Genomic DNA, 11,641 nt, shown 5'->3' with positions numbered 1-11,641 from the left:
ATCACCAACAAGGTAAAAAACTCATACACAAAGTCTGATGGGAACATATTGAGCAATCCTTCTACCATTTATCTTCGTTAAATATTAGTACTGAAGCACTTAACCATAGAGTCTAATTTACCTAGATTACATCATTTTCAATTTGATACAGTCTATAGTTCTATTTCGTTAGTCAACACATAAGTTTTCGTTCACAGGATTGCCAAAGGGAGCGATTGTTGGATACCCAAAAAAAATCTGCGGGCCTCGGACTCGTGCTTGGTGCCTTGGGTGTCGTTTTTGGTGACATCGGCACCAGCCCCCTTTACGCCTTTGAGGCGGTCTTTGTAGATACCCTGCATCCAGTTGCCATCACGCCAGCAAATATTTATGGCGTCCTTTCGATGTTTATCTGGTCGCTGATTCTTATTGTCACGCTCAAATACGTACTCTTTATTATGCGTTTTGACAATGGCGGTGAGGGTGGCATTGTCGCGTTGATGACCCTGCTCTTGAACAAGACCGCCAAAAATAGCGGCCTGCGTCGCTGGTTCATGCCTCTTGGATTACTGGGTGCGGCACTTTTTTATGGCGATGGCATCATCACTCCAGCCATTTCCGTGGTGTCGGCTGTCGAAGGGCTCGAAACCATTTCTCCAAAGCTTAGTCCCTACGTCGTCCCAGTCTCTCTGGTCGTATTGATTTCTTTATTCCTGTTTCAAAGACAAGGAACCGACCGCATCGCCAAACTGTTTGGTCCCACTATGCTGATCTGGTTTTTAGTCATTGGGCTCATGGGTGTGCATGCGATCTTTCAGCATGCGGACATTCTCAATGCCCTCAATCCCGTCTATGCCGTAAAGTTCATTCAAACAGAATCACTGCTGAGTTTTTTTGTTCTCGGGGCTGTTGTGTTGTGCATGACGGGCGCCGAGGCACTTTACGCTGATATGGGACACTTTGGGGCGAGTCCCATCAGACGCGCCTGGATCCGTCTCGCCTTTCCAGCGCTAGTACTGAATTATCTCGGGCAGGGTGCTCTGGTTCTGCAGTCACCTGAAAATACGCATAATATTTTTTTCCGGATGGCCCCTGAATGGGCGCTACATGCACTTGTTATTCTTGCCACGTTTGCGACGGTCGTAGCCTCCCAAGCTGTGATTTCAGGCGTTTACTCGATGACACAACAACTCATGCAACTACGGGTCATCCCGCGCATGCGAGTGATTCACACCTCAGAACAAAAGTCGGGTCAGATCTATTTGCCAGCCGTCAACTGGCTAATGCTTGCGCTGGTGATTACGCTCGTACTGTACTTTCAGTCCTCTAATGCAATGGGCGCAGCCTATGGCATTGCGGTCACTGGCACCATGCTGATTACAGACTTTTTTGCGCTAGCCGTCGTCATGCATGTCCGTCGCTGGCCCTGGCTAATCGCCTCGCTCCTGATTCTTCCCTTCGTGCTGATTGACGGACTTTTCCTGGCGGCCAACACGCTAAAGTTTTTCCACGGTGGCTGGTTCACAGTCGGTTTTTCGCTGCTAGTCCTGTTCATCATCATGACATGGTTGCGCGGGGCGCGCAGCATACAGTCGCATGAAATCACGCACAGCAAGCTACTAACTGATTTCGTTCAAAGTCTGGACACTCTCAAACCCTATCGCGGAAAAGGCACAGCCGTTTGCCTGACAAGTGATGAACAGATCGCCCCGATGGCGATTGTATTAATGGCTGAACGTCTGCACGCGCTGCAATCAACAGTCATTTGTCTGAATATCAAAATCGAAGAAGTCCCAAGCGTTCCTGAAGACCAACGACAGCGGATACAAGACCTGGGGCATGGCGTCCACCTTGTTGTCCTGAAGTATGGCTACAGAGATCAAATCAATTTACCCAATGAGCTTGCTAAACTTTTTCCAACCGAAACGACCATTGACCGCTATGGCTATATCATCAACCGCTGGTCACTTGAAGTTGCACGTGGCAATGGATGGGCTGTTTGGAGAAAAAGGTTCTTCGCTCTGCTCGTACGTAACGCTACTCCTCAATCACGCATGTTCGAAATGCCGCCAGACAGAGTGATCGAAATCGGTGCGAGACTCATTTTATAGATCGTGAATCTTGTCAGTTATCGACAATAGTGATGACTATTTCGTCCGGTAGCAAAGTAATGCATGAAGCCTACTCTTCATGTTGGTTCCGCTACACCAAACACATAAATACAACATATTTCCTCAGTCTCAGACCCTCGGCGAGACCTTACAGCTGTGCTTATCGCTTTTGAAATAAGCCATTGAGCAATTATTTTCTCAAAACCCCACTCTTAAAAACTAGACACCTTAGTTCATTAGAATTAACTCCAGTAGTTACACAAAACTAACTAGAAAAAAGCTACTTATTTACTTCTGTTATTCAAAAAAAAACGTCTGTATATTGATCAGAGTTCAGTAAAACCAAAGGCTATAAATTACACGTTTGGGGGATTCCCGAACCATCCTTTTTCATCTGTACATAGTGTGAATACTGTACCTCTTACCCATCAAAAAAATCTTTCGTTTTTCTATGCCTTTGCGAACGTGGCAGTCGTGCTGATGATCGTCTCATTTGCAACAGCGATACTTTGGCAAGAAAAAAAACACAGCGAAAACGAAGCGAAGGCAACCACCCAAAAAACCGCCTCTCTACTTTCATATCAACTAAGTGGCATTTTCGATGAAGCAGAGACTTTGCTCAAAGCTGTTGACTCCCGCTACAGAGAAGACTTCAATCGAGGGGTGTTTGATCCTTCATCCTTTAATGCTTATTTAAAACAAGCCCTCTCTTGGACTGGTGCCTTCAGCAATATCGGTTTCCTGGATAGCCGAGGCATCTATCGCTATGGTGTTGACCATTTAAAACCCGTCAGCTTAGCGGAGCGTGACTTCTTTAAGGTGTTACGCGATCGACCAGAGTGGTCAGGCAGCGGTCAGACTTATTTTTCAGATCCAATCTTTACCGCGCTCAGCAATCGATGGGCAATTGTCTTGGCTAGCAGAGTGGAAAATCCTGACGGAAGCTTTGCGGGTGTTTTGTTTCTGCGCTGGGATGTCTCTCAACTCACTGAAATTCTTAAAAACATTCACCTCCCGAGTGACAAGAGCATCGCGCTTCTAACGGATAATCAGGTGTTAGTGAGTCGATATCCAAGCTCAAGAACGATTGATGCAGGGATTGGTTCACGTAACGTTTCGGAAGCTTTTGAGCAAACGCTTGAGCAGTCCCCAATAGAAGGCACTTACCGCACAGTATCTCCTCATGATCATACTGACCGAGTATTTTCATACAGCAAACTTCCTCACTACCCTTTTTATGTCTTGGTTGGCAAAGTTGCTGGTACGGGTTTACTGTCCAGTACCAATAACAAACTAGTTCTGATCCTCGCTAGTTTGATGATTCTGTTAACCACGATAGGTACTTGGCTAATTTACAGACAAATGAAAGCCCGGCTCAATGATCAACTCAATAATTATGCCAACAGGGTATTGGCCGCCTCACCTGTCGCGATGTTCATGCTGGATAAAAACAATACGATTTTGAATGCGAATCCAGCTGCCATTCAGTTGTTTGGTATGGGCAATCATTCCATGATTGGTCAGAAAGCAGACCACCTGAATGCGAACTCAGAAAATCATACGACCCCTGTGGATCTTCTAAATAGTTCAAGGGATAGCTCGCTGATTCGTGAAAATATTTTTTCACGTCCGGACGGGACAACTTTCACTGCCTTGAAATCCATTGCCGCGCTTCCTGATAGCGACAACAAAGTAGATTACTTTATAGAAACCGTCGTGGATGTCACAACACTCAAACTGACCCAAGAACAATTACGTCAAGAGGCTAATACAGACAAACTAACCGGACTGTTGAACAGGAATGCAGCGGAGTATGTGCTCAACCAACCTGTCAGAGAGTCCTTGAGCACCGACACTACTTTTTCAGTCATCATGTGCGATCTTGATCATTTCAAACGGGTTAATGATCAGTTCGGTCATGCTGCGGGTGATGTGGTGCTGAAAAATGTCGCAGCTGCGATGAAGGCTGCCGTGCGAGCAGGAGACTACTGTATCCGCTGGGGTGGAGAAGAGTTCATGATCGTGCTGCCAGGCTGCACGATCGCCATTGCCGTGAAATTAGCAGAACGCACACGGATGGACATTGAAAGCCAGGATCATGGCGAGATCGGCCAAATCACGATGTCCTTTGGTGTAGCGCAATGGGACAAGACCGAGTCCGTTGAGCAGCTCATTGCCAGGGCAGACGAGGCGCTTTATGAGGCCAAGCAGACAGGCCGTAACCGAGTTTGCGCGCATTCACACACTCACGCATGACCATCAACATCAAAAATTGCAATCCTATTTCAAGTTGATATTTTTTCAGGACTGACTAGGTGAAATGTGTTGTTAACTGATCAACAAAAATTACAAATATTGGAAGCTTCGTTTACTCAAAGCTTCAGCTCTATCGTCATTACAGATGCTGATTTTGAACAGGGAGGTCCGCATATCATTTTATGCAATGACTCTTTTTGCAAGATGACAGGCTATGACAGACATGAGCTGATCGGTCAAAATCCAAAGATATTGCAGGGACCCTTAACGGATAGGAAGGTCATTGATCGGCTCAGACAATGTCTCATTGATGGTGATTTTTTTCATGGTCGCGCGACCAACTATCGCAAAGATGGTAAGCCTTACGTCGTTGAATGGAACATCACCCCCATCAAAAACGAGCGTGGAAAAATCTGCTACTTCGTTTCGGTACAAACAAATCTTTCTTCACTCCTCATAGCAGAAAGAGAGCGGGACATTTTGGCCAAAGCTTTACAGGAAACAAGCGATTGTGTCATGGTCACTAACACTTCGGGCGATGTTATTTTTGTCAACCACGGTTTTGAAAAACTGACTTGCTATAACTCCTCAGAGATTATTGGTAAAAAACCGTTTTTCATATGCTCGGACACCTCTCAGGACGTCGATTCAGAAAAAACAACTTTCAATCTTGAAAACACCTCCTTTAAACAGAATGAGGTGATTGTCAGAAAGAGCGATGGTGAGCTGGCCTACCTCATTAAAGACGTCACGACCGTCCAGTCACAAGATGGGCTATTGACCTCTGATATTTGCATTGGCAAAGACATCACCGAGCGAGTCTTAAACAGAAAAAAACTCGAATCACTTGCTCAAACGGATCCACTGACGGGTCTACTGAATCGTCATGCGGGCGATACACTGATCGAGCATGTTCTATCTGAATCGAAGGCTAATCACGTTTTATTTAGTATGGTGATGGGCGATATCGATCACTTTAAAAAAATAAACGATCAATATGGTCATTTGACTGGAGATAAAGTTTTAATTGCAGTTTCAGCTCTCCTAAAGAAAACAGTGCGCGGGAGTGATTATTGCGTGCGCTGGGGAGGAGAAGAGTTCTTGATTGTCCTGCCAAACTGCTCAGGTGAGACCGCAGCGATTTTGGCGGAGCGTATACGCAACGACCTGACAAAGCTTGATCTTGAGCAAGTAGGCCAGATCACAATGTCCTTTGGTGTCGCCCAGTGGGACCAGACAGAGTCCGCTGAAAAACTGATTGCCCGAGCCGATGATGCGCTATACAAAGCAAAACACACAGGCCGCAATCGGGTTTGCATGGCGCATTCTGATTGACGAAAAAAAGGACTTACTGATGTAAGTCCTTTTTTCAATCTAGCTTAGTGAAACGCAATAGCGATCGAATTAATTCTCAAGCTTGACCTGAACACCGTTGGCGCTCAGATTGAATTGAAGACCCTCTTGAGTCGTATTGAGTTTCATCAAAACACCATGTTCGTTTTTCAGCACAGTGCCGCCCACGCCACCACCGATCGTGGCATTGCCATCAAGCTTGACGTAAGTACCTGGGAATTTAGAGAGATTGGGGAGGTCGTACACTTCACCGCTTGCAGAGACTTTTGATACGCCAATGTTGGCGCCTACGCTAAGCCCGCCAATCTTGAATTTGTGGGTTTTGCCTTGATAGCTCAACACACCGCCACCGATGCTACCGCCAATAATGAAGCCAAACTGTGTCTCGTCAATGGTGACCGTACCAGATGGCGCCTTATTAGTTTGCGCAGAGACTGAGCCGACTGTCACCAAACACAGTCCAAGAATAAAACTTGATAAAACTTTACGAAAACCCAACATTGCCCATCTCCATTAAGAAAAATTTAACATATTCATCTCGTTTGAGAAAAATATCATCATTTAGGTTACGTGATCTATTGGAAATGGACAAGAAAAAAATGGAAAAGCGGGATATTTATAGCGAGTGGATGTTTCGTGGAGATTTTTGCGTGGGATTACTTTTCGCATATCGTCCACTCAATTCAAAGCATCTTTAATTGAACGTAAAAGCAAATCTTTCGCGAAGATAGATCACAGTGTCCGCAAGTGATTCCGCTTTCAATTTATTTCGCCGCACGAATGCATCCCACAACGCAATACGAGTTTTGTCTTGCGCGAACTGATTACTCAATCCCGATGGAACATCGGTAGGCATCTTGGTACCTCTTCTTTTAAAAGTAGCTCGAACTGCCTGATCAAGAATTGCAGCTTCTAAAGCTGCATTACGCAGCAACACCCACAAATCAAAATAATCTTTCATACGACTGTTAGCCATACCCAACATCAACCTGAACGGTACATTTGGCACCGTCAATCGAGCCAATAAGAGTCACTCGTGTGCCTGAGTAATTTGCGTCTTTGCGGATTTCTGCTGCTTTGATGCTTGCCGGGTCAAAGTTGATTCCGTCTTCGACATTTATGGCGCATAAGTCCTCAAACACGTTGACCAAGTGTGGAATCTCTGCCATTCCAAATCCCAACAAGTCGATATCGCGTGTTGGTCGAAGTGGCACGTCATACCAGAGATCAAATAGCAGAGCACCCTTGAGCAAGAAGCTGTCACGATGCTCAGACACAGCCAATCGATACAAAATCCGTTCCAATGCGTAACGCGTTAACAAGAACTGTGTGTTGACGTTATCTACTTTGGATTTATTGCTGATCCTTGCTCGAACGGATGCGCCAATATTCTTCAACGCCATACAAGGCTCTCCAAATAGGGACGCATGACGTTTGCAACTCGGCAATGCTCCGCGGCTTGCCAAAGCTCATCCATTGTGACCTTCTTCTGCAGCCAAGCATCTCTCAGTGCATCAAGTGCAACGTCGAGTCCGATCTTGTTTCTAAACTTAAAGCAGTCTGCAATTGTCTTTGCGGCATCAGTGACAGGTATGTTGACTACGCCATCGACTGATACCGTGGTTACACCGTAGTAAATATCGCTCATACGCACGACACGCAGGGGCGGGTATTCCATACTTGGTGCACGCGCTTTCTGGCCTACAGCAACCCACACCTCATGTGGCAACTGGGTTGTCAGCCCGTGTAGCTGCAAAGCGGTCATCAAACAAAAAACTAAACGCGGATACTTAATTGCGATTGAACCTAGGTCGTCTAGTTCTGTTTGCTTTCGATCTGCTGGGACGTAGACCCCACGCCCGACTCTGACCAAACCACCAGTTTTGAGCAGTTGTTGAAGCGTACCGCCTGCGGCACCGATTAGCGCCAGCTCACGTGCGCGTACAAGCCCCCGCTTATTTGCAAGTTCGAGTGCTAGGTGCTGAGCTTTAGATTGCATGTGTTTATTTTACGTTTTCGTATGTACTTGTCAATAAGTACATACAATTTCGTAAACCATCATTTAGATTTTCAAACTTTCTCATGCCAATAAGCACAAATGTTGTGCGTCGCGGTTAAACGCTGGGTCAGATATGACTGATTTTTTCGTGTTGTTTTAAATAGCCTATATGGGCTAAAAAAGCACAATCAGTGTGTAAGCGGTGTGTAGGTAGAATTCGAGGCAAAAAAAAGGACTTACTTTTTCGTAAGTCCTTGATTTTACTATCTAAACTGGTGGGTCGGGCGAGACTCGAACTCGCGACCAACGGATTAAAAGTCCGCTGCTCTAACCAACTGAGCTACCGACCCCCAAGCCCGACATTATGACTTTTTCAGTATCGGCTGTCAAACGGACTAGCCCTTCGCCAACAAGGCCTCGATTTTTCCGCCCAAAGCAAGCAACTGATGGTCTTGGCCCTCGGCCGCAACGAGCTGCACAGCAAGCGGGAGTCCCTGATCGCCTTTGCCAAAAGGCAAGCCCAGGCAAGGCACGCCAATTGTTGTCCAGATACGGTTAAACATGGGCGAGCCTGTTCCCTGCTCCGTCAAAGGCGCTTCACCTGGAGAGGCTAGGGTCAAGACTGCATCCAGGCCTTTGGCTGCCTGAGCAAACATTTGACGGCAACGCTCGGCATGTTCGCGTTCGGCATTGAATTGCGCGGCAGTGATTTGGAGCCCGGACTCAATCATTGCGACCGTCAGATTACCCAGTGGTGCCTTATTGCGATAGAGTTTTTCGTAAAAATGTCCCGCTTCGTAATTCATGATGATACGGTTGGACTCTCCCAAAGCAATGATGTCTTTGGCTGGCAGCTCAAGGTCTACGAGCTCGACGCCGTTACGCCGCAGCACTTCTTTGGCTCGCTCAAGTGCTTCGCGCGCATCTGCATCCGCCAGCTGCGCCTCTGGACCTGGATACCAGCCCAGGCGAATCAGACCTGCCCTTTCACCCGCAGGCGTTGGTCCAAGCAGTACCGAGGCCAACAGCTTCACATCCTCCACCGAACGGCCAAACCAGCCCATCGTATCCAGCGTGGACGCTAGAGGATTGACACCTTCAAGAGAGATTTTTCCGCGTGTGGCTTTAAAACCCACAATGCCGCAATACGCCGCAGGCCGAATCGTCGATCCCGCTGTCTGCGTGCCCAAGGCCAGGCCGACCATGCCATCGGCCACGGCTGCAGCCGATCCACTCGATGATCCGCCTGGTGTGTGTGCAAAATTATGGGGATTGACTGTCGGGCCGGCAAACTGACTGGCAAACTCGGTTGTGACTGTCTTGCCCATCATCAGTGCGCCAGCGGCCTTGAGTTGCGTGACGATCGCGGCATCCTTGGCAGGACGATTGCCCACGAAAGCAGCCGAGCCATATTCTGTTGGCATGTCTGCTGTATCGATAATGTCTTTAATACCAATCGCGATACCCGCAAGTGGTAATTTTCCGGGACGAGCGGATACGGCAGCCAACTGTGCCCTGACGTTGTCCGCATCATGCCATTTGAAAGCGTGGACTGAGGGCTCGCGCGCAGCGATTCGACCGAGTTGCGACTCTAGCACCTGCTCGTGTGTTACCTCGCCACGCGCGATGCGTGCCGAAGTCTCTGTCACGGTTTGTGCGTACAGTGCGTGTGGATCTGCGCTGGGAATAGTCGACATGTCGTTAGGCTCCAATGAAAAATATTGAAACCCATCAGACACCAAGAAAGCGGTTATGGCAAGAGATTAGCGTGCGCGGGAGATTCGAACTTCGGCGCCTCGACGCTTGACCTCAAGACCTTCGGAGGGCGAAATCCGCAAACCTTCTAGGCCTTTGATGTAGCTCGAACCCTGCATTTGCATCACGCGTATCTTGTTGCGCATCACGACAGGGTTGTGGACAGGCATCCCAAACATCCAGACTTCGTCCAAAATTCTGGCGGAGTTGAACTCACCCGTGTGGTTGGCGGTCGGTCCCAGACAAAGCATGTGACCCTCACGCCCAAATACTGGAAGGGTGCCCAAGCCACAGGTGACGGTCAATACCGAACCACCTTCGTAGCGCCAGCCAGTATTGAGATCCCACCATGCCTCACCCTCAGGGAGGTAGACCTGGATATCCTCGCCAGGCTGCATCGCAGGTGCGACAAGTAAAGCGGGACCGAGCAAGTATTGTGTATCCCAGCGATGCGCTTGGCGATCAGCCGGAAAAGACAGCGCCATGGAACGCTGAACAGGAAGTCCTGTGCGCGCGGCGTCTTCAATGGCGCCGAGCACATAGGGAATCAAACGATAACGCCACTGCAGCCATGTCTGGACATGCGCTCGCGTTTGTTCATCAAACGCGGTGGGGACCAATTGTGGATGCGCCTGAAATGCGAAGTTGCCCGAAAAAACAGCCATACCCAGCCAACGCAGATACAACTCCGGCGTCATTGTTTCAACGGGAGCCAGTGCGTTGCCCAGCGCATGCATCTGAACAGGCAGGCCACTTGCACCAATCGCTAGCGCACTACGTAATGTCTGCTGTAAACCGGCCCAGGTATTGGGTACGCGTGGCGCGCTTTGCCAAAGTAGGCGCTGAGCGCCTGGAAACAAGTCCGAACTGAATACAACACCTTCTGGGGGGACTTTATGGCCTGCCGCAGCCTCAAAGAGCGCACGACGTGCCAAGGCGGGATAAAGCGCGCGCAACACGGCGCCACTTTCGCCGCCACGCGCCACGACGTTGTCGGGAATGTCGAACTGAACGTCACAGGCTGTGGCGCCTACTCCTTCTTCTGCAAGATGGCGATGTCGTTCAGACCAGGTATTGAGCACATCACGATGCGTCAGGTCGAGCAAAGCGAACGGCTTACCGGCAGTTGCTGGAACGCCTGGAAACACATGGGCTTCGCCCGTTTCGTTGCATAACAGCCAGCCGCGATCCTCAAGCTCGGAAAAAGTCGTCGTGTCAATCGCAACAGCAGGTAGGGTATGCATCCCAAGATGCGTCGCATGTTTCACGAAAGAATCGATGGCCTGCTTTGGACTGGGGAAGCGCTCGGCATCCCACTCGGGTAGAAGTTTGGAATCCTGGTAAGACCATGCAGACGGTGGCAACAACAGGACGCCATCGACTGCGATATTTTGTTTACGAAACTCAGCGATCAACTCAGCTGTTTGTGCGGCACTATGCGTATCGTGCTGCTCCACCCAAACCCCCATCGACCAGAGCGATGGCTGTCCCGCACGACCCGTCAGCTGCGTGTACTGATTGAGTATTTCCGCGGGCTCGGCTGCAAACAGGAACAGATCGAGCGTCTTGTCTTCTATGGCAATCAAATACTGAGAGGCGGACTCTGCACCCAGATCGTGCTCGACGCGTGCGAGCGTGTTGACGTAAACGCCCCAGCCCGACGGTCCCCAGGCTAAGGGCAACGCCCTGTGATCAGGGGCATCGGAAATAATCGTTTCTTTCCGGCGATCCAGATCGCCAGAGGTCTCGCCCAAACCAAAAATCTGTTCCTCTTGGGCCAGATCAAAACCAACCGTCCACAAAGCATCCACCAGCGCAATGCCACCCTCACAAAGGGACAGGGCTTTTTTACCTAAGCGATGCAACTGGAGTCTGAAGGGGTTGATCGTAATGTCGAGGGCGGTATCACCCTGCACTAAACGCCAACCTTTTGCAGGTCCAGATAGAGGCTCAAGAATCGCCTCACCAATCGCCTCAGGTCGCGCCAGCAAGACCTCTGCATGCGCACGCGCGCGAACGCCGGGCAAGATATCAGCAGCAACGGCCTCGGGCAGACCACAACGGATTCGGAATACACCGGGGGCATGAGGCTCGACGACCAATTTCATGCCCGCACCCGCGTCGAATACGATCCTCGAAGGTAACGTGTCGACAAGTTTTAGCGATTCTAGGTGCATGTTCAGCGCGA

7 protein-coding genes, 1 tRNA gene and 1 pseudogene are annotated in these 11,641 nt (G+C 49.1%); 3 read left to right on the top strand and 6 right to left on the bottom strand.

All coding sequences use genetic code 11. From position 1 onward, the window contains the following. Positions 1–218 precede the first annotated feature (218 nt). The 3 genes from QWY27_RS14475 (at position 219) to QWY27_RS14465 (ending at position 5,681) form a co-directional block, all read left to right on the top strand. Positions 219–2,090, top strand: coding sequence for a potassium transporter Kup (locus tag QWY27_RS14475; protein ID WP_290199141.1), 1,872 nt, complete (start codon positions 219–221; stop codon positions 2,088–2,090). Positions 2,091–2,495: 405 nt separating this feature from the next. Beyond that, on the top strand, positions 2,496–4,346 hold the full coding sequence (locus QWY27_RS14470; protein ID WP_290199140.1) for a diguanylate cyclase: 1,851 nt from the start codon (positions 2,496–2,498) through the stop codon (positions 4,344–4,346). 69 nt (positions 4,347–4,415) lie between these two features. Beyond that, positions 4,416–5,681: a sensor domain-containing diguanylate cyclase gene (locus tag QWY27_RS14465; RefSeq protein ID WP_290199139.1), complete on the top strand. Its 1,266-nt coding sequence runs from the start codon at positions 4,416–4,418 to the stop codon at positions 5,679–5,681. A gap of 69 nt (positions 5,682–5,750) precedes the next feature. On the opposite strand, the gene QWY27_RS14460 is transcribed toward QWY27_RS14465, so the two are convergent. From QWY27_RS14460 to QWY27_RS14435, 6 genes and pseudogenes are all read right to left on the bottom strand, one after another. Then, the gene (locus tag QWY27_RS14460) at positions 5,751–6,200 is read right to left on the bottom strand and encodes a DUF1134 domain-containing protein (RefSeq protein ID WP_290199137.1); all 450 of its coding nucleotides are present in this window, start codon (positions 6,198–6,200) and stop codon (positions 5,751–5,753) included. Positions 6,201–6,393: 193 nt separating this feature from the next. Then, positions 6,394–7,102, bottom strand: a pseudogene (locus QWY27_RS14455) (nucleotidyl transferase AbiEii/AbiGii toxin family protein). After that, complete coding sequence (locus QWY27_RS14450; protein ID WP_290199135.1) at positions 7,093–7,698, bottom strand: type IV toxin-antitoxin system AbiEi family antitoxin domain-containing protein; 606 nt, start codon at positions 7,696–7,698, stop codon at positions 7,093–7,095. The pseudogene QWY27_RS14455 and the gene QWY27_RS14450 overlap by 10 nt, the downstream one beginning before the upstream one ends. Positions 7,699–7,971: 273 nt before the next feature. After that, a tRNA-Lys gene (locus QWY27_RS14445) sits at positions 7,972–8,048 on the bottom strand. Between the two features lie 45 nt (positions 8,049–8,093). Then, complete coding sequence (locus tag QWY27_RS14440) at positions 8,094–9,395, bottom strand: amidase (protein ID WP_290199132.1); 1,302 nt, start codon at positions 9,393–9,395, stop codon at positions 8,094–8,096. A gap of 66 nt (positions 9,396–9,461) precedes the next feature. Further along, positions 9,462–11,630, bottom strand: coding sequence for a glycoside hydrolase family 31 protein (locus QWY27_RS14435; protein WP_290199130.1), 2,169 nt, complete (start codon positions 11,628–11,630; stop codon positions 9,462–9,464). Positions 11,631–11,641 lie beyond the last annotated feature (11 nt).

Origin of the sequence: Zwartia vadi (assembly GCF_030410375.1) — a bacterium.
Classification (GTDB): Bacteria; Pseudomonadota; Gammaproteobacteria; order Burkholderiales; family Burkholderiaceae_B; genus Zwartia; species Zwartia vadi.
Note: the sequence above shows the minus strand (reverse complement) of the source record. Positions and strands in the feature narration are given on the sequence as shown.

Excerpts from the sequence above, each read along its gene's own strand:
- QWY27_RS14460 (WP_290199137.1), bottom strand. The coding sequence starts at position 6,200 with ATGTTGGGTTTTCGTAAAGTTTTATCAAGTTTTATTCTTGGACTGTGT.
- QWY27_RS14450 (WP_290199135.1), bottom strand. The coding sequence starts at position 7,698 with ATGCAATCTAAAGCTCAGCACCTAGCACTCGAACTTGCAAATAAGCGG.
- QWY27_RS14440 (WP_290199132.1), bottom strand. The coding sequence starts at position 9,395 with ATGTCGACTATTCCCAGCGCAGATCCACACGCACTGTACGCACAAACC.
- QWY27_RS14435 (WP_290199130.1), bottom strand. The coding sequence starts at position 11,630 with ATGCACCTAGAATCGCTAAAACTTGTCGACACGTTACCTTCGAGGATC.